Origin of the sequence: Xanthobacter autotrophicus, from assembly GCF_005871085.1 — a bacterium.
In the GTDB taxonomy this organism is placed as follows: Bacteria; Pseudomonadota; Alphaproteobacteria; order Rhizobiales; family Xanthobacteraceae; genus Xanthobacter; species Xanthobacter autotrophicus.
The window spans coordinates 332,269-349,882 of record NZ_VAUP01000035.1; the positions used below are offsets into that span (position 1 = coordinate 332,269).

General features: G+C 68.8%; 15 protein-coding genes. 8 read left to right on the plus strand and 7 right to left on the minus strand.

What is annotated here, in order from left to right; genetic code table 11:
• Window positions 1–21 precede the first annotated feature (21 nt).
• Both FBQ73_RS17535 and FBQ73_RS17540 read left to right on the plus strand, forming a co-directional pair.
• Entirely contained in the window at window positions 22–870 is an 849-nt protein-coding gene (locus FBQ73_RS17535; RefSeq protein ID WP_138400765.1) for an ABC transporter ATP-binding protein, read from the plus strand.
• A 168-nt stretch (window positions 871–1,038) separates the two neighbouring features.
• Complete coding sequence (locus FBQ73_RS17540) at window positions 1,039–2,283, plus strand: phenylacetate--CoA ligase family protein (RefSeq protein ID WP_138400766.1); 1,245 nt, start codon at window positions 1,039–1,041, stop codon at window positions 2,281–2,283.
• A gap of 16 nt (window positions 2,284–2,299) precedes the next feature.
• Here FBQ73_RS17540 and thiE read toward each other — a convergent pair whose 3' ends face one another.
• The 4 genes from thiE to FBQ73_RS17560 are packed head-to-tail and all read right to left on the minus strand — an operon-like array spanning window position 2,300 to window position 7,120.
• Window positions 2,300–2,935, minus strand: a complete 636-nt coding sequence (gene thiE, locus FBQ73_RS17545; protein ID WP_138400767.1) for a thiamine phosphate synthase — start codon at window positions 2,933–2,935, stop codon at window positions 2,300–2,302.
• 44 nt (window positions 2,936–2,979) lie between these two features.
• On the minus strand, window positions 2,980–4,299 hold the full coding sequence (gene glcF, locus FBQ73_RS17550; RefSeq protein WP_138400768.1) for a glycolate oxidase subunit GlcF: 1,320 nt from the start codon (window positions 4,297–4,299) through the stop codon (window positions 2,980–2,982).
• A 58-nt stretch (window positions 4,300–4,357) separates the two neighbouring features.
• On the minus strand, window positions 4,358–5,581 hold the full coding sequence (gene glcE, locus FBQ73_RS17555) for a glycolate oxidase subunit GlcE (RefSeq protein WP_138400769.1): 1,224 nt from the start codon (window positions 5,579–5,581) through the stop codon (window positions 4,358–4,360).
• Window positions 5,582–5,611: 30 nt separating this feature from the next.
• The gene (locus FBQ73_RS17560) at window positions 5,612–7,120 is read right to left on the minus strand and encodes an FAD-linked oxidase C-terminal domain-containing protein (RefSeq protein ID WP_138400770.1); all 1,509 of its coding nucleotides are present in this window, start codon (window positions 7,118–7,120) and stop codon (window positions 5,612–5,614) included.
• A 152-nt stretch (window positions 7,121–7,272) separates the two neighbouring features.
• On the opposite strand from FBQ73_RS17560, the gene FBQ73_RS17565 reads away from it, so the two are divergent.
• On the plus strand, window positions 7,273–8,205 hold the full coding sequence (locus FBQ73_RS17565) for a LysR family transcriptional regulator (protein ID WP_138400833.1): 933 nt from the start codon (window positions 7,273–7,275) through the stop codon (window positions 8,203–8,205).
• A 197-nt stretch (window positions 8,206–8,402) separates the two neighbouring features.
• Entirely contained in the window at window positions 8,403–8,795 is a 393-nt protein-coding gene (locus FBQ73_RS17570) for a NifB/NifX family molybdenum-iron cluster-binding protein (RefSeq protein WP_138400771.1), read from the plus strand.
• A gap of 83 nt (window positions 8,796–8,878) precedes the next feature.
• On the opposite strand, the gene gyrB is transcribed toward FBQ73_RS17570, so the two are convergent.
• The 3 genes from gyrB to FBQ73_RS17585 are packed head-to-tail and all read right to left on the minus strand — an operon-like array spanning window position 8,879 to window position 12,471.
• Complete coding sequence (gene gyrB, locus FBQ73_RS17575) at window positions 8,879–11,320, minus strand: DNA topoisomerase (ATP-hydrolyzing) subunit B (protein WP_138400772.1); 2,442 nt, start codon at window positions 11,318–11,320, stop codon at window positions 8,879–8,881.
• A gap of 53 nt (window positions 11,321–11,373) precedes the next feature.
• Window positions 11,374–12,123, minus strand: coding sequence for a 7-cyano-7-deazaguanine synthase QueC (queC, locus tag FBQ73_RS17580; protein ID WP_138400773.1), 750 nt, complete (start codon window positions 12,121–12,123; stop codon window positions 11,374–11,376).
• Between the two features lie 45 nt (window positions 12,124–12,168).
• Entirely contained in the window at window positions 12,169–12,471 is a 303-nt protein-coding gene (locus FBQ73_RS17585; RefSeq protein WP_138400774.1) for a BolA family protein, read from the minus strand.
• Window positions 12,472–12,734: 263 nt separating this feature from the next.
• Between FBQ73_RS17585 and FBQ73_RS17590 the strand changes: the two genes are divergently transcribed.
• From FBQ73_RS17590 to FBQ73_RS17605, 4 genes are all read left to right on the plus strand, one after another.
• Window positions 12,735–13,352, plus strand: coding sequence for a J domain-containing protein (locus FBQ73_RS17590; RefSeq protein WP_138400775.1), 618 nt, complete (start codon window positions 12,735–12,737; stop codon window positions 13,350–13,352).
• A 102-nt stretch (window positions 13,353–13,454) separates the two neighbouring features.
• On the plus strand, window positions 13,455–14,438 hold the full coding sequence (gene cobS / locus FBQ73_RS17595; protein ID WP_138400776.1) for a cobaltochelatase subunit CobS: 984 nt from the start codon (window positions 13,455–13,457) through the stop codon (window positions 14,436–14,438).
• A gap of 46 nt (window positions 14,439–14,484) precedes the next feature.
• Window positions 14,485–16,383: a cobaltochelatase subunit CobT gene (gene cobT, locus FBQ73_RS17600; protein ID WP_138400777.1), complete on the plus strand. Its 1,899-nt coding sequence runs from the start codon at window positions 14,485–14,487 to the stop codon at window positions 16,381–16,383.
• Window positions 16,380–17,405 carry an esterase-like activity of phytase family protein gene (locus tag FBQ73_RS17605; protein WP_138400778.1) on the plus strand — a complete coding sequence of 342 codons (1,026 nt, stop codon included), beginning with the start codon at window positions 16,380–16,382 and terminating at the stop codon, window positions 17,403–17,405. The genes cobT and FBQ73_RS17605 overlap by 4 nt, the downstream gene beginning before the upstream one ends.
• Window positions 17,406–17,614: the final 209 nt, after the last annotated feature.

Here is a 17,614-nt window from a genome sequence, read left to right on the forward strand (position 1 = left end):
AAGACATATGAGGCAAACGCCATGGCAGAGGCCGCACTGAAGTTCGAACCACCCGCCGATCCTTCGGCCGAGACCGCGCCGCCGCTGTTGGCGGTGGACAATATCGAGGTGGTCTACAACGACGTCATCCTGGTGCTGCGCGGGCTTTCGCTGAAGGTGCCCAAGGGCCAGATCGTCGCCTTGCTCGGCTCCAACGGCGCCGGCAAGTCCACCACGCTGAAGGCCATTTCCGGCCTGCTGCGGACCGAGGATGGCGAGATCACCCGCGGGGATGTCACCTTCCTCGGCGAGAAGATCAACGGCATCGAGCCGGACAAGATCGTGCGGCGCGGCATCTTCCAGGTGATGGAGGGCCGGCGCATCATCGCCGACATGACGTGCCTGGAAAACCTGCGCCTCGGCGCCTTCACCCGGCGCGACAACGAGGTGAAGAGCGACATCGAGCGCGTCTACGAATACTTCCCGCGCCTTCGGGAGCGCACCGGGCTCGCCGGTTATCTCTCCGGCGGCGAGCAGCAGATGCTGGCCATCGGCCGCGCGATCATGTCCCGCCCCAAGCTCATCCTCATGGACGAGCCCTCCATGGGCCTGTCGCCGCTGCTGGTGAAGGAGGTGTTCGCCATCATCAAGAAGCTCAACGAGGAGCTGGGCGTCACCATCCTTCTGGTGGAGCAGAATGCGCGGGTGGCGCTCTCGGTGGCGGACTACGGCTACATCATGGAGCAGGGCAAGATCGTGCTCGACGGCACGGCGGACATGCTGCGCTCCAACGAGGACGTGAAGGAATTCTACCTCGGCCAGGGCGGCGGCGAGGAGCGCAAGTCGTTCAAGAATCTGAAGAGCTTCAAGCGGCGCAAGCGGTGGCTGTGACGGCTTGAACATGGCTTTCGGCCCCGCCGGCTCCGCCCCCTCCCAACACTCCCCCGCAGGCGGGGGAGGGCTTTTCCCGCTCGCTCCGCTTTTGCCCCCTCTCCCGCTTGCGGGGGAGGGCCGGGGAGGGGGCAAGGGCGTCCGGATTCCGGCAATAGAGACTGTCACATGACCGATCCAAACCGCCATTACGACGCCCGCGAGACCCGCGATCCCGAAGCCCGCGAACAGGCGCTGATGGCGGCGCTGTCCGCCCAGGTCGCCCACGCCAAGGCGAAGGCGCCCTATTTCGCCGCGCTCTTCAAGGATGTGGACCCGCAGGCGGTGACCACCCGCGCGGCACTGGCCAAGCTCCCGGTCACCCGCAAGTCGGACCTGCTGGAGATCCAGCCGAAGAGCTACCCCTTCGGCGGGCTGAATGCGACGGCGCCGGGCAAGCTGGCGCGCATCTTCATGTCGCCGGGTCCGATCTATGACGCGGAAGGCCACGGCGCCGACTTCTGGCGCTTCGCGCGCGGCCTGTTCGCGGCCGGCTTCCGGGCCGGCGACATCGTCCATAATTGCTTTTCCTATCACCTCACTCCCGCCGGCTCGATGGTCGAGAGCGGCGCCCATGCGCTGGGCTGCGCCGTGATGCCGGCGGGGGTCGGCCAGACCGACCTGCAATTGCGCGCCATTGCCGACATCCGCCCCCAGGGCTATGGCGGCACGCCGTCCTTCCTGAAGATCCTGGTGGACAAGGCGCGCGAGACCGGCACCGACATTTCCTCGCTCAAGAAGGCGCTGGTGTCGGGGGAGGCCTTCCTGCCGCCCCATCGCGCCGAGCTGAAGGCTGCCGGTATCACAGCCCGCCAGTGCTACGGCACGGCGGACCTCGGCCTCGTGGCCTACGAGAGCGAGGCGGAAGAGGGCATGATCGTGGACGAAGGGTGCCTGGTGGAAATCCTGCGCCCTGGCACCGGCGATCCGGTGGAGGCGGTGGGCGAGGTGGGCGAGGTGGTCGTCACCCTGTTCGAGCCCGACTATCCGCTGGTGCGTTTCGCCACCGGTGATCTTTCGGCGGTGTTGCCGGGTCTCAGCCCCTGCGGGCGCACCAACATCCGCCTCAAGGGCTGGATGGGGCGCGCTGATCAGGTGACCAAGATCCGCGGCATGTTCGTGCACCCGGTGCAGGTGAGCGCGGCGGTGAAGAAGCATCCGGCGGTGGCGAAGGCGCGCCTCGTAGTGGACCGCATCGGCGGTCACGACGACATGCTGCTTGAAGTGGAAGTCGCCGATGTCGGTGAACTTTCCGAAGCCGCCCTGCTGGACGACCTGCGCGCCACCACCAAGCTGCGCGGCCGCGTGGCCCTGCTGGCGCCGGGCACCCTGCCGGCCGACGCCAAGACCATCGAGGACCGCCGGCCGGTGTGAGGATTCAAAGGGTCTCTCAGCGCGCGGCGATAACAGCCGCTTTCAGCGTCCGGGCGGCCTGTTCGGGATCGCTCGCGGCGCAGATGGCGGAGACCACCGCCACCCCGTCCGCACCGGCGCGGATCACGTCGGCCACGTCTGCCGTTGCAAGGCCGCCGATGCCGACGAGGGGCAGGCGCGTCAGCGCCCGGATGGCCGCGACACCCGCCGCGCCGATGGCGCCGCCGGCGTCGGCCTTGGTGCCGGTGGCATTCACCGGACCGACGCCGAGATAGTCCACGCCGCCAAGGTCCGAGGCGGCATATTCGGCCGGGTTGCCCACCGACAGGCCGAGGATGCGCTCCGGCCCCAGCACGGTGCGGGCGTCGGCGGGAGTCATGTCGTCCTGGCCCAGGTGCACCCCGTCCGCATCCGCCGCCACCGCCACGTCCACCCGGTCATTGATGATGAGCGGGATGCCGAGCGGTGCAAGCAGCGCCTTCAGCGCGCGGGCCTGCTCCACCAGCGCCCGGCCGTGGGCGTCGGGATCGCGCAGCTGGACGATGGTGGCGCCGCCCTTCACCGCCGCGTCTACCGTCGCCAGCAGGCCGCGCGCCGCAACGAGGCGCGGATCGGTGACGAGATAGAGGGTGAGGTCGAAGGGCTGGGGCATCTTGGGTCCTTCTCGGGGGGAGCCATTGGTATCACGCCGCGGGTTCACGCAGCCTTGGCGGTTCCAGAAACCCCCGCCGGGGCCGGGCCACCCGTGGCCCAGTCCAGCAACTCCACCGTGTGCGCCACCGGCACGCCGGTGCCGGAGCCGATCTGCGCCATGCAGCCGATGTTTCCGGCGGCGATAATGTCGGGGGAGAGCGCCTCCAGCGTTCCCACCTTTTTCGCCTTGAGCTGATCGGCGATCTCGCTCTGGAGCATGTTGTAGGTGCCCGCCGAGCCGCAGCACAGGTGCGGGTCGAACGGCTCGGCCACCTCGAAACCCACCGCGCGCAGCAGCTCCACCGGCGGGCCCTTCACCTTCTGCCCATGCTGGAGCGAGCAGGCGGAATGATAGGCCACGCGCCGGCCCAGCGGCGCGGCCGCCTTCGGCAGGTCGAGGGTCACCAGGAACTCGCTGATGTCGCGGGTGATGGCCGAGACCCGCGCCGCCTTGTCCTTGTAGGCGGCATCGAGGCGCAGCATGTGGCCATAATCCTTGATGGGCGTGCCGCAGCCGGAGGTGGTGACGAGGATGGCGTCGAGGCCCGGCCCGTCCATCTCGCGGGTCCAGGCATCCACATTGTTCCGGGCGAAGGCGTGGGCCTCCTCCTCCCGCCCCATGTGGTGGACCAGGGCGCCGCAGCAGCCCTCGCCCTCAACCCGTACCACCTCCACCCCGAGCCGGGTGAGCAGGCGGATGGCTGCATCGTCGATGGAGGGACGCAGCACCGGCTGGGCGCAGCCGCGCAGCAGGGCCACCCGCGCCCGCCGCTGGCCCTGGGCGGGGAAGGTGCCCGGCGCCTCGTGATGGGAGCGGCCGTTGGGCAGGCCGGGCGACAGCCGGAGCATGGCGGCGAGCGGCTTCAGGCCGGGGATCTTCGCCAGCAGGGGCGCGAACGGCTTGCCCACCATGGCGCCCATGAGGGCGAGGCGGAAGCGGTCCGGATAGGGCAGCACCTTGGCGAGCATGGCCCGCATGAGCCGGTCGTGGGCCGGCCGCACATAGGTCTTCTCGATGTGGACGCGAGCCTGGTCCACCAGGTGCATGTAGTTCACACCCGAGGGGCAGGTGGTCATGCACGACAGGCAGGAGAGGCAGCGGTCGATGTGCTTGACCTCCTGCTCGGTTGCCGGCCGGTCGTTCTCCAGCATGTCCTTGATGAGATAGATGCGCCCGCGGGGAGAATCCAGCTCGTCGCCGAGCAGCACATAGGTGGGGCAGGTGGCGGTGCAGAAGCCGCAATGCACGCAGGTGCGCAGGATCTTTTCCGCTTCCGCCACATGCGGGTCGGCGAGCTGGGCGAGGGAGAAATGGGTCTGCATGGTCGCTCAGCCGTGAAAAGGAGGCAGGGAACGGGAAGGACGGGGACGGCGCGCCATCTCACATCCCCGCATGCATGCGGCCGGGGTTCAGCACCAGGCCGGGGTCGAAGCTTTCCTTGACCCTTTTGGTGAGGGCCGCCAACGCCGTGTCGAGGGGCTGGAACACGGGTGTGCGGGCGCGCTCGGCGGCGGTGGCGCGGATCAGCGTCGCGTGGCCGCCGTGGGGGGCAAGCGCCGCGCGCACGGCATCCCCATGGGCGCTTTCGCCGGGCAGGCACAGCCAGATAAGGCCGCCGGCCCAGTCGCAAAAAGCCTCGCCGCCAAGATCCGCCGCAAGGCGCGCGGCCAAAGCCGGCCCGGCCATGGGCTCGGTGGAAATGCGCCACACCGCCCGCTCGCCGAGGCCGCAGAAGGGGGCCACATCGCGCACGCCCAGCCACAGGGCGCGGGAGGCGTCGGTTTCCAGCACATCCGCCGCGCCGAAGGGTGCGAGCACGGCACGCAGCATGGTCCGCCGCGCGCTTACCGAAGGCGCGACGCCCTCAAGGCGCAGCGCCACCACGGCGGGCGATCCCGACAGCCCCGGCAGGCGTCCCGCCACGCCCTCGGGCAGGAAGGCGGCACCGGACACCTCGCAGGACGAGCCCATGGCGGCGGACAGCGCGGCCGCCGCCGCCTCGGGGGAGGCGACCTTGGCCACCAACGTTTCTTCCATGGGTGGGCGGGGCAGCACCTTCAGGGTGATCTCGGTGGCGACGCAGAGCGTGCCGAAGGCGCCGGCCATGAGGCGCGGCAGGTCGTAGCCGGTGACGTTCTTCACCACCCGGCCGCCGGACTTGAACGGCTCGCCGCGCCCGGACACCGCCTTGATGCCGAGGGCATGGTCGCGCACCGCGCCATGGCTGATGCGGCGGGGACCGGAAAGATTGACCGCGAACAAGCCTCCGAGGGTTCCAGAGGTCGTGCCGGCCCCGGCCGCGCTGCCGAGGAGGGGGGCGGGGTCCATGGGCTCGAAGGCGAGCATCTGGCCGCTCGCCGCCAGCATGTCCTCGATGTCCGCGCGCGGGGTGGCGGCGCGGGCGGAGAGCACCAGCTCCTCCGGCTCGTAGAGGGTGACGCCGGTGAGAGCGGACAGATCGAGGGTGAGGTCGGTCTGGCTCGGGCGGCCCACGGCGCGCTTGGAGCCGTGGCCGCGGATCTCAAGCGTCTTGCCGGCGGAAAGCGCGGTGCGGACCGCGTCCGCGACCTCCGCTTCGTCGCGCGCTGCGATGATGTCGCTCATCGGATGGCCTTAGGCTGTTGGGCGCGCGCCTTAGAAGCGCGGCAGGTCCGGGAAGGGCAGGGCGCCGCCGCTCACATGCATGCGGCCGAATTCGGCGCAGCGGTGGAGGGTGGGGAACACCTTGCCGGGATTGAGCAGGCTCTTGTCGTCGAACGCGCATTTCATGCGCTGCTGCTGGGCGAGGTCGACCTCGTTGAACATGGTGTCCATGAGGTCGCGCTTCTCCACCCCCACCCCGTGCTCGCCGGTGAGCACGCCGCCCACCTCCACGCACAGGCGCAGGATGTCGGCGCCGAAGCTCTCGGCCGCGTGCAGCTCGCCCGGCGCGTTCGCGTCATAGAGGATGAGCGGGTGCAGATTGCCGTCGCCGGCATGGAACACGTTGGCGCAGCGCAGGCCGTATTTGGCGCCCAGCTCGCGCATGCGGGCGAGGACGAAGGGTAGTTGCCGGCGCGGGATGGTGCCGTCCATGCACAGATAGTCGGGTGACAGGCGCCCCACCGCCGGGAAGGCGGCCTTGCGCCCGGCCCAGAAGCCGAGCCGCTCGGCCTCGCTGGTGGAAACCCGCAGGGTGACCGAATTGCAGGCCTGCGCGATCCGCGTCACCTCTTCCAAGAGATGCGCGCACTCCGCCTCCGGCCCATCCAGCTCGACGATGAGCAGGGCTTCCACGTCGAGGGGATAGCCCACGTTCACGAAGGCCTCGGCGGCGGCGATGGCGTCCTTGTCCATCATCTCGATGCCGGCCGGGATGATGCCGGCAGCGATGATCCGGGCGACGCATTCGCCGGCGTCTTCCGAGGTGGGGAAGCCCACCAGAACGGCGCGGGCGGTGTCCGGCTTCTTGAGCAGGCGCACGGTGACCTCGGTCACCACGCCCAGCAGCCCCTCCGAGCCGATGACCACGGACAAGAGGTCGAGCCCGCCGGCGTCCAGATGCTTGCCGCCGAGGCGCACGATCTCGCCGGTGATGAGCACCAGTTCGGCGCCGAGCACATTGTTGGTGGTGAGTCCGTATTTCAGGCAGTGCACGCCGCCGGAATTCTCCGCCACATTGCCGCCGATGGTGCAGGCGATCTGGGAGGAGGGGTCGGGCGCGTAATAGAAGCCGAGATGGTCCACCGCCTTGGAGATGCCGAGGTTGGTCACCCCCGGCTGCACCACGGCGCAGCGGTTGGGGGTGTCGATCTCCAGGATCTTGTTGAACTTGCCAAGGCCCAGCAGCACCGCATCTTCCAGCGGCAGCGCGCCGCCGGAGAGCGAGGTGCCGGCGCCGCGGGGCACCACCCGGATCTCGTTGTCGTGGCAATATTTCAGCACCGCCGCCACCTGCGCCGTGGTGGACGGCAGCACCACCACCAAAGGCAGCTGCTTGTAGGCGGTGAGCGCGTCCGATTCGTAAGGGCGCATCTCCCGCTCATGGGCGATGACGCCCTCGCCGGGGACGATGGCCTTGAGGTCGGCGATGATGTCACTGCGGCGGGCAAGCACCCGCGCGTCTGCGTCCGGCATCCTGAGGCCCGGAGCTGTTCCCGTCATGTGGCGGTCCTCTTTGAGCCCGTTCTCTTTACGGGGAACTATAATCGGTTCACCGGGAAAAAACGTCGCAGATTGTTTCCGTGGCGGATAAAGTCGTCGTCGCGATCCAAAACAATCGGTCCCTCAGGCGGACGGAGGCGGGCCGGCGCATGATCGGCAATCTGGGTGATCTGGAAATCTTCGCGCGCATCGTGACCGCGGGCAGCCTGTCGGCGGCCGGGCGGGAGATGGGCCTGTCCCCGCCGGTGGTGTCCAAAAGGGTGCAGCGGCTGGAGGAGCGGCTCGGCGCGCGACTGTTCCAGCGCACCACCCGCAAGGTGACCCTCACCGAGGCCGGGCAGGGCTTCTACGACCGCGTGGTGGCAATCCTTGCCTCCATCGAAGAGGCGGAGAGCCAGCTTGCCCGCAAGTCGTCCGAGGCGCGGGGGCTCTTGCGGGTCTCGGCGCCCACCTCGTTCGGGCGGTTGCATATCGCGCCCCATCTGCGCCCGCTGCTCGACGCCAATCCGGATCTTACCATCGACCTCGAACTGTCGGATTCCTTCGTGGACATCGTGGGCGAGGGCTTCGACGTGGCGGTGCGCATCGCCGATCTCGACGATTCGAGCCTGGTCGCCCGCCGCCTCGCCTCGGTCCACCGGGTGCTGTGCGCGACGCCGGACTATCTGGCGCGGGTCGGGGAGCCCCGGCACATTTCCGAACTCTCCGGCCACGTGCTGCTTGCCACCCACGGGCAGGACCCGTGGCGGCTGGAGGGACCGGACGGGCCGGTGACGCTGCGGGTGCATTCCCAATTGCGTACCAATTCCAACGAGGTGGTGCGCGAGGCGGTGCTGGCCTCGGTGGGCATCGCCCTGCGCTCCACCTGGGACGTGGGGCCGGAATTGCGCTCGGGCGCGCTCAAGGTGGTGCTGCCGCGCTGGCGGGCCTCCCACCGGGTAGGGCTGTTCGCGGTCTATCCCTCGCGGCGCTTCCTGCCGCAGAAGGTGCGGGTGTTCATCGACCACCTCGCCGCGCTCTACGGCCAGGTGCCGCCCTGGGACGAGGGCCTCGACCAGCTTCTGGAGCAGCAGCAGGCGGCTTAATACCATCGGCCTCGGTCTTCGACCGATGCCGAGTGGGTACGGCTCAAGTGCCGCGCGGGCTTGGCCAATGCCCCTTGAGGCAAGCTCAAGGGGCATTGGCGTGGGGCGGGCAGCACGTCCCCTTCCGCATTCCTCCGGAATGTCGCCGCTTGGTCCTCCATGGTACCCGGATCGCTTCACGCGAGGCGGTGACAGCCATGAAGATTGCGATTCCCACCGGGGACTGGGCCAGCGTCGCCGGCCATGCGGGCAAGGCGCGGCGCTGGTTCATCTATGATCTGGAAGGTGTTGCCGCCGGCGATGCCCTGCCGGCGCCGGCGCGGGTGGAACTTGGCAAGGAGGAAGTCCTCCACCATTTCACCGACGATCGCCCACACCCCCTCGACGGGGTGGCCCTGGTGGTGGCCGGCAGCGCGGGCGATGGCTTCCTGCGTCACATGAAGAAGCGGGGCACGGACGTGCTGCTCACCGGAGAGAGCGATCCGGCCACCGCGCTGGCGAAGATCCTCGCCGGCGAGGCGCTGCCTGACCAGCGCTTCGACGTGACGACCACCCTGTGCAAGGTGCGCGACCTGTTCTCGCGGCACTGAGGCGCCCTGCTGGGTGCGGACCAAGCCCGCGCTGCGCCTGAGTGTCCTCGCTTGGCATCGGTCAACGACCGAGGTCGACGGGATCAGACGTCCACGCTGGCGCGCAGGGCGTTTTCCTGGATGAACTCGCGCCGGGGCTCCACCGTGTCGCCCATGAGGCGGTTGAAGAGGTCGTCGGCGGCGTCCACTTCCTTCACCCGCACCTGGAGCAGCGAGCGGGCGTTCTTGTCGAGGGTGGTTTCCCAGAGCTGCTCCGGGTTCATCTCGCCCAGGCCTTTGTAGCGCTGGAGCGAGAGGCCCTTGCGGCCGGTGTCGGTGACCGCGTCGAACAGGTCGACGGCGCCGAACAGCACCTGCTCGTCATTCTTGCGCTTGAGCACGGAGGCGGCGGTGAACACGCCTTCGAGGTCCCGCGCCAGATTGTCCAGCCGCCTTGCCTCGGGCGAGGCGACGAAGGCGTGGTCGATGCGCGCCACCTCGGCGACGCCGCGCACGGTGCGGGAGAAGGTGTAGCCGGCGTCGTCGAACAGACCGGTCCAGCCGCGCTCGGTCTCGTCCGCAAGCGCGTCGAGCCGCATGGCGACCTCGGCGGCGGCGGCGATGCCGGCGGCTTCATCCTGCAATGCCGCCGCGCCGAACGCGCCGGCGAGCGCCGCCTGCTCCGCCACCGCGCGGTTGTAGCGCGGGTGCATGGCACCGAGCGCCGCGCGCATCTGGCGTGACACCTCCACCACATGGGCGAGGTCCGAGCCGGTGCGCACCTCGCCGGAGGCCAGGTGCAGGGAGGCCTCGTCGAGGCCGGCGGTGATGAGGTAGTCCTCCAGCGCCTTCTCGTCCTTGAGGTAGGTCTCGGACTTGCCGCGCGTCACCTTGTAGAGCGGCGGCTGGGCGATGAAGAGGTGACCCGCGTCCACCAGCTCCGGCATCTGCCGGAAGAAGAAGGTGAGCAGCAAGGTGCGGATATGGGCGCCGTCCACGTCGGCGTCGGTCATGATGATGATCTTGTGGTAGCGCAGCTTGGCAAGGTCGAAGCCGCCCGAATGGCCGTCGTCCCGCCCGATGCCGGTGCCGAGCGCGGTGATCAGGGTGCCGATCTGCTCGGATGACAGCATCTTGTCGAAGCGGGCGCGCTCCACGTTCAGGATCTTGCCGCGCAAGGGCAGCACCGCCTGGAAGGCGCGGTCGCGGCCCTGCTTGGCGGAGCCGCCGGCCGAGTCACCCTCGACGATGAAGATTTCGGACTTGGCCGGGTCGCGCTCCTGGCAGTCGGCAAGCTTGCCGGGCAGGGAGGCCACATCCAGCGGGCTCTTGCGGCGGGTGAGGTCGCGGGCCTTGCGGGCCGCCTCGCGGGCGGCGGCGGCTTCCACCACCTTGCCGATCACGTTCTTGGCTTCCGCCGGGTTCTCCTCGAACCAGACCGACAGCGCCTCGCTCACCAGGGATTCCACCACCGGGCGGACCTCGGAGGAGACCAGCTTGTCCTTGGTCTGGGATGAGAACTTGGGGTCCGGCACCTTCACGGAGAGCACGGCGGTGAGGCCTTCGCGGCAATCCTCGCCGGTGGGGTCCACCTTCTCCTTCTTGGCGATGCCGGAGGAATTGGCATAGCCGATCACCTGCCGGGTCAGCGCCGCGGCAAAGCCGGTGAAGTGGGTGCCGCGATCGCGCTGGGGAATGTTGTTGGTGAAGCACAGGATATTTTCGTGGTAGCCGTCGTTCCACGACAGGGCAGCTTCCACGGTCATGCCGTCCTTCTCGGCGCGGATCACCACCGGCTTCTGCAGCAGGGCGGACTTGGAGCGGTCGAGGTACTTCACGAAGGCTTCCACGCCGCCTTCGTAATGCAGCTCCTCGCGCTTCACGTCGGCGGTGCGCGCGTCGGTGAGGATGATGAGCACGCCGGAATTCAGGAACGCCAGCTCGCGCAGCCGGTGCTCCAGGGTGGCATAGTCGAACTCGATCTTGGTGAAGGTCTCGGGGCTGGGGGTGAAGGTCACCCGGGTGCCGCGCTTGTCGGCGGGGGCGTCGCCCACCACCTTCAGCGGGGCTTCCGCGTCGCCATGGCGGAAGCGCATGTAGTGCTCCTTGCCATCGCGCCAGACGGTGAGGTCGAGGGTGGTGGACAGGGCGTTCACCACCGAGACGCCCACCCCGTGCAGGCCGCCGGAGACCTTGTACGAGTTCTGGTTGAATTTACCGCCCGCGTGCAGCTGGGTCATGATGACCTCGGCCGCCGAGACGCCCTCTTCTTTGTGGATGTCGGTGGGGATGCCGCGCCCGTCGTCGGTCACCGTCACCGAGCCGTCGGCGTTCAGGGTTACCGTGACTTCCTTGGCCCAGCCGGCGAGCGCCTCGTCGATGGCGTTGTCCACCACCTCGTACACCATGTGGTGGAGGCCCGAGCCGTCATCCGTGTCGCCGATGTACATGCCGGGTCGCTTGCGCACGGCATCAAGGCCCTTGAGGACCTGGATGGACTGGGCGCCGTAATCGTCGGGGGACGCGGCAGGCACGGGTTCGGCCATGATTGATCTCGAATCGTTGAGCGACTTGTTGCAAATCTAGCGCAAAGTGGCGGTTATTTGGTGGCAGCCGCGCGTCTTTCCACGCCTTGGCCGGCGCGGTAGCGTGCAAAGCCATCCGCGCGCAACTTGCAGGCGGGGCATTCGCCGCAGCCGTAGCCCCAGGCGTGGCGCTTGCCGCGCTCGCCCAGGTAGCAGGTGTGGGTGTCCTCGACGATCAGGTCCACGAGGGCCGTACCCCCGAGCCGTTCCGCGAGGCCCCAGGTCTCCGCCTTGTCGATCCACATGAGCGGAGTGTGGAGAACGAAGCGCTTCTCCATGCCGAGGTTCAGCGCCACCTGCATGGCCTTGACGGTGTCGTCCCGGCAGTCGGGGTAGCCGGAAAAATCGGTCTCGCACATGCCGCCGATGATGTGCTTGAGGCCCCGCCGGTAGGCCAGCGCCGCGGCGAAGGTGAGGAACACCAGGTTGCGGCCGGGTACGAAGGTGTTGGGCAGGCCGCCTTCCGCCATCTCCACCGCCACGTCGCGGGTGAGGGCGGTTTCGGAGATCTGGCCCAGTACCGGCATGTCCAGCATGTGGTCGGGTCCGAGCCGTGAGGCCCATTGTGGCTTCAGGCCGGCGAAGGCGTCGCGCAGCACGGGCCGGCGCTCCAGCTCCACCGCGTGGCGCTGGCCGTAATGGAAGCCAAGGGTCTCTACCCGCCCGAAGCGCTCCAGCGCATAGGCAAGGCAGGTGGCCGAATCCTGCCCGCCGGAGAAGAGCACCAGCGCGCCCTCCGCCGTGTGGGCCTGTGCCTCAGTCATTCAGGATCGGTCCCCCGATGCTGCGCCCGCACACTTTCTCGCACTTCATTCGCCTGGGGCCTTGGCCTCGATGGCGATGGCATGCAGGCCCTTGGCGATCTCGCCCTGAAGCAGGCCATTGACCATGCGGTGGCGCTCGATGCGGCTCTTGCCGGTGAAGTCGGGGGCGACGACGCGGACGCGCAGGTGCGTCACTCCGCCATCCTCGCGGTGCTCGGCACCCTTGAGCTGGTGGCTCACGCCGGCATGGCCGGCATGCTTGTGGCTCTCGTCCTCAAGCTCGAGAAACACAGGCGCCAGGCCCTGTTCGAGGGTCTGGCGGATGGCGGAAAGGGAGGTCTGCGACATGGAAAATCCAATGGCTGAAATGGAACCGATGAAAGGCGCGGCGCCCAAGTGGCGCTTCGCCGGAGGGCGCATTATATGGGGATTGTCGCGGCCCGCCTAATCCACGCGCGGGCAGGGCGTCAAGGCTCAGCCGACGCCCGCGACGATGCACCTTTGACCGCCCGTTCCGGGGCCCATCCTCCTTGGGCGGAGCCTCGTCCTCCATCTTGTTCGCCACCTCGTTTCTTGCCGCGCCGCGGGACGGCGCTCATAATCACCGCACCATGAAATTGAATTCCCCCCTTTTCGACCGCATCCGGGTGAAGCCCGCGGAGGACCGGCGCACCCGCCGGTTCCTCCAGGGCTGCCAATGGCCGGGGTGCGCGGCGGAGGGGACCCACAAGGCGCCCAAGGGTCGGCACCAGGAGGGCCAGTACTGGCACTACTGCATCGACCACGTGCGCGAATATAACCAGTCCTACAACTACTTCGCCGGTATGACCGACGACGCCGTCTACGCCTACCAGAAGGACGCGCTGACCGGCCATCGCCCCACCTGGAAGATGGGTGCGAAGGGTGACGGCCAGCCCGGCGCCTCCGCCAATGGCGCCCCCGATCCGGACGGCATGCGCGACCCCTTCGGCTTCACCGCCGAGATGGGCGGCGCCTTCCGCGCCGACCGGCCGGAGCCCGACGGCCGCATCGTGCGCACCACCGAGCGCCGGGCGTTGGAGCTGATGGGGCTGGAGATGTCCGCCGAGCCGGCGGAGATCAAGGCCCGCTACAAGGCGCTGGTGAAGCTGCACCACCCGGATGCCAATGGCGGCGACCGCTCGTCCGAGGACCGGCTGCGCAGCGTCATCCAGGCCTATAACAGCCTCAAGCAGGCAGGTTTCTGCTGACCGATCCGAAGGATGGCCGGCTTCACGCGGCTGCGGACCGAACGGCCCCGCACCGGAACGAACACAGGGAAGAGGCGCGCGGCGCGCGTCGACGGAGGAGTTATGAGCGTCACGCAGACCATTGCCCCGACCCCGGACATGAAGGTGTCGGTTCGCCAGACGTTCGGCATCGACATCGACATGGATGTACCGGCCTTCTCCGAGGCGGACTCCCACGTGCCGGAGCTCGATCCCGATTATCTGTTCGATCGGCCGACCACCCTCGCCATCCTCGCCGGCTTCGCCCGCAACCGCCGGGTGATGGTTACTGGATACCATGGAACCGGCAAGTCCACGCACATCGAGCAGGTGGCGGCGCGGCTGAACTGGCCTTGCGTGCGTATCAACCTCGACAGCCACATCTCGCGCATCGACCTCATCGGCAAGGATGCGATCGTGGTGAAGGACGGCCTGCAGGTCACCGAATTCCGTGACGGCATCCTGCCTTGGGCGTACCAGAACAACGTCGCCCTGGTGTTCGACGAATATGACGCCGGCCGCCCCGATGTGATGTTCGTGATCCAGCGCGTGCTGGAATCTTCCGGCCGGCTCACCCTGCTCGACCAGAGCCGGGTCATCCGCCCCCACCCCGCCTTCCGGCTGTTCGCCACCGCCAACACCATCGGCCTCGGCGACACCACCGGCCTTTATCACGGCACCCAGCAGATCAACCAGGCGCAGATGGACCGCTGGTCCATCGTCACCGCGCTGAATTATCTCGCCCATGACAAGGAAGTGGACATCGTGCTCGCCAAGGCGAAGCACTTCCAGAACCCCGAGGGGCGCGACACGGTGAACCGCATGGTGCGCCTGGCCGACCTCACCCGTCAGGCCTTCATGAACGGGGATCTCTCCACCGTCATGAGCCCGCGCACGGTGATCACCTGGGCGGAGAACACGGACATCTTCCGCGACATCGCCTTCGCGCTGCGGGTCACCTTCCTCAACAAGTGCGACGAGCTGGAGCGGCCGCTGGTGGCCGAATTCTTCCAGCGCTGCTTCGGCCAGGAGCTGACCGAGAGCACCGTGAACGTCGCCTTGTCCTGAGCCGGGATTTCCCGGCTCCCTTCATCCTGACTTGCGAGACGCCGCCATGGCCCCGACCAACCGCACTCCCGGAAAGGCGCCGAAGGAAGCCCCCGCCGAGCCCTTCAAGCGGGCGGTGGCGGGCTGCTTCAAGGCCATCGCCGGCGTCTCCGAGTTCGAGGTGACCTTCGCCTCGGAGCGGCCGGCGCTGGCGCCCGACCGGGTCCGCCTGCCCGAGCCGCCCCGCCGCTTCACCCTGCAGGACGCCGCCATCGTGCGCGGCCATGCGGACAGCCTCGCCCTGCGCCGGGCGTGCCACGATCCCAAGGTCCATCGCAAGATGCTGCCCCAGGGCGAGGTCGCCCGCGCGGTGTTCGAGGCGGTGGAGCAGGCCCGGGTGGAGGCCATCGGCGGCATCCGCATGCCGGGGGTGAAGCGCAACCTCGCGGCCATGCTGCAGGACCGCTACCACCGCGGCAGCTTCGCCGACATCACCGAGCGTTCGGAAGCGCCCATCGAGGACGCCATCGCCCTCATGGTGCGCGAGCGCCTCACCGGCGAGCCGCCGCCGCCGGACGCGCGCAAGATCGTGGAGCTGTGGCGCTCCTATATCGAGGATCGCGGCTCCGCCGACCTCGCCCGCCTGTCGGACAGCATCGAGAACCAGAAGCGCTTCGGCGAGATCGCCCGCGATCTGCTCGCGTCCCTGGACATGGGCGAGGAGAGCGGCCTCGACACCGAGCAGGAGCCCGACGATTCCGACAGCGAAGGCGGCTCGCAGGAGGAGGGCGGCGAGAGCGGCGACGCCAAGGAGGACGACAGCCAGCAGGGCGCCACCGAGGTCGAGGCCGAACTGTCCGAGGAGGACATGCCCGACAGCGCCGCCGAGAGCGATGCCGCCCCGCCCGCCGAGGCGCCGGACGGCACCGAGATGGGCGACAGCGAGGAGCCGGCCGAGCCGTGGCAGCCCCGCCCGCCCGTCACCCACGACAATCGCGGGCCGGAATACCACGCCTTCACCACCAAGTTCGACGAGGAGACCACGGCGGAGGACCTGTGCGACCCCGAGGAGCTGACGCGGCTGCGGTCCTATCTGGACAAGCAGCTCGCCCATCTCCAGGGCGTGGTGGCGCGGCTCGCCAACCGCCTGCAGCGGCGCCTGATGGCGCAGCAGAACCGGGCCTGGGAGTTCGACCTGGAGGAGGGTGTCCTCGATCCGGCGCGGCTCGCCCGCGTCATCATGGATCCCACCGCCGCCCTGTCCTTCAAGCGCGAGCGCGACACCGACTTCCGCGACACGGTGGTGACGCTGCTCATCGACAATTCCGGCTCCATGCGCGGCCGGCCCATCACGGTCGCGGCCACCTGCGCCGACATCCTCGCCCGCACGCTGGAGCGCTGCGGCGTGAAGGTGGAGGTGCTGGGCTTCACCACCAAGGCGTGGAAGGGCGGCCAATCCCGCGAGGGGTGGCTCGCCGCCGGCAAGCCGGCGGGTCCCGGCCGGCTGAATGACCTGCGCCATATCATCTACAAGGCCGCCGACGCCCCGTGGCGGCGGGCGCGTCGCAACCTCGGCCTGATGATGCGCGAGGGCCTGCTGAAGGAGAATATCGACGGCGAGGCGTTGGACTGGGCGCACAAGCGCCTTCTGGCCCGCACCGAATCCCGGCGCATCCTGATGATGATCTCCGACGGCGCGCCGGTGGACGACAGCACCCTTTCCGTGAACGCCGGCAACTATCTGGAGCGGCATCTGCGGCACATCATCTCCGAGATCGAGACCCGCTCGCCGGTGGAGCTGATCGCCATCGGCATCGGCCATGACGTGACGCGCTATTATCGCCGCGCCGTCACCATCGTGGATGCCGAGGAACTGGGCGGCGTGATGACCGAGAAGCTGGCCGAGCTGTTCGAGGACGAACCGAAGGCCGCCCCCAAGGCCGCGGCGCGCGGTCGGCTTCATTGAGGCGGCGCACCCGCTTCGCCTTCGGTTTCGCGGCGGCGGGGCTGGGCCTTGCCGCCGTGATCGTGGTGGCTACGTCCGGGCTCCTGGCCAAGCCGCTGGCGTTGCCGCTGACGCCGGAGGCGATCACGGTCGCCGCCCGGCCCATCGCCAGCTTCCGCTCGGGCGAGGATAAAAGCCGCTTCGGTGCCCTGGATTTCCGCGGAGGGCTGGTGCTGTCCTCCGACTTTGCCGGGTTCGGCGGCATTTCCGGCTTTGCGCTGGGGGAGGACAGCCGCTTCCTCGCCATCACCGACGCCGGCCTGTTCCTCACCGGCCGCCTCGACACGAACGGCGACCGGCCCACCGGATTCTCCGACGTGCAGGCCGCGGCGTTGCTCGACGGGCAGGGTCGGGTGCAGGCCAGCCACGGGCGGGACGACGTGGAGGCGGTGACTGTGGCCCCCGACGCCGTCTATGTGGCCATGGAGACCGTCAACGAGATCTGGCGCTATCCGCGCGACCCCCTGGGCCAGAAGGGCACGCAGGTGCCCGCGCTCGCGATTCGCGGCCTGCGCATGAATCTCGGCGTGGAAAGCCTTGCCTATGTTCCGACCGGGGCGTTGAAGGGGACGCTGATCGCCGTCGGCGAGCAGGGGGCGGACAACGCCGCGGACCTGCCCGGCTTCCTCATCGGCGGGCCGAAGCCCGGCACCTTCACCGTGGCGAAGAGCGGCCCCTTCAGCGCCACCGACCTCGCGCTGGGCCCCGAGGGCGAGATGTATCTGCTGGAGCGCCATTTCGCGCCCCTGACGGGTGTGAAGATGCAGATCCGCCGCTTCGCCCTCGCCGACGTGAAGCCGGGCGCGCGGCTGGAGGGCGAGGTGCTGGGCACCTTCGACATGGGCTATGAGATCGACAACATGGAAGGGCTCGCGGTGACCCGCAACGCCGCCGGCGAGACACTGCTGACCATGGTTTCCGACGATAATTTCAGCATGCTCCAGCGCACTCTCCTGCTGCGCTTCGCCGTGGTTCGGGACTGATCCCACGGCCTGCGCGGATCTCGTTCGGCGGCTCCCGCTTCGGCCGGGATGCGTCCAGCCGGCGCGCCGCCTGAGCGACCCCCTCCCTCCTCGCGTCCCGAAGCGGGACGATGGCGCTGCACAAGGCGGAACCGTTCGGGAACGAAAGAGGCGCGAATCGCGGCGGGGTGCGAAAACCACCTTTGTTCCTCCCGTCCCGTTTCGGCACG

Excerpts from the sequence above, each read along its gene's own strand:
- FBQ73_RS17535 (WP_138400765.1), top strand. The coding sequence starts at position 22 with ATGGCAGAGGCCGCACTGAAGTTCGAACCACCCGCCGATCCTTCGGCC.
- FBQ73_RS17540 (WP_138400766.1), top strand. The coding sequence starts at position 1,039 with ATGACCGATCCAAACCGCCATTACGACGCCCGCGAGACCCGCGATCCC.
- thiE (WP_138400767.1), bottom strand. The coding sequence starts at position 2,935 with ATGCCCCAGCCCTTCGACCTCACCCTCTATCTCGTCACCGATCCGCGC.
- glcF (WP_138400768.1), bottom strand. The coding sequence starts at position 4,299 with ATGCAGACCCATTTCTCCCTCGCCCAGCTCGCCGACCCGCATGTGGCG.
- glcE (WP_138400769.1), bottom strand. The coding sequence starts at position 5,581 with ATGAGCGACATCATCGCAGCGCGCGACGAAGCGGAGGTCGCGGACGCG.
- FBQ73_RS17560 (WP_138400770.1), bottom strand. The coding sequence starts at position 7,120 with ATGACGGGAACAGCTCCGGGCCTCAGGATGCCGGACGCAGACGCGCGG.
- FBQ73_RS17570 (WP_138400771.1), top strand. The coding sequence starts at position 8,403 with ATGAAGATTGCGATTCCCACCGGGGACTGGGCCAGCGTCGCCGGCCAT.
- gyrB (WP_138400772.1), bottom strand. The coding sequence starts at position 11,320 with ATGGCCGAACCCGTGCCTGCCGCGTCCCCCGACGATTACGGCGCCCAG.
- queC (WP_138400773.1), bottom strand. The coding sequence starts at position 12,123 with ATGACTGAGGCACAGGCCCACACGGCGGAGGGCGCGCTGGTGCTCTTC.
- FBQ73_RS17585 (WP_138400774.1), bottom strand. The coding sequence starts at position 12,471 with ATGTCGCAGACCTCCCTTTCCGCCATCCGCCAGACCCTCGAACAGGGC.
- FBQ73_RS17590 (WP_138400775.1), top strand. The coding sequence starts at position 12,735 with ATGAAATTGAATTCCCCCCTTTTCGACCGCATCCGGGTGAAGCCCGCG.
- cobS (WP_138400776.1), top strand. The coding sequence starts at position 13,455 with ATGAGCGTCACGCAGACCATTGCCCCGACCCCGGACATGAAGGTGTCG.
- cobT (WP_138400777.1), top strand. The coding sequence starts at position 14,485 with ATGGCCCCGACCAACCGCACTCCCGGAAAGGCGCCGAAGGAAGCCCCC.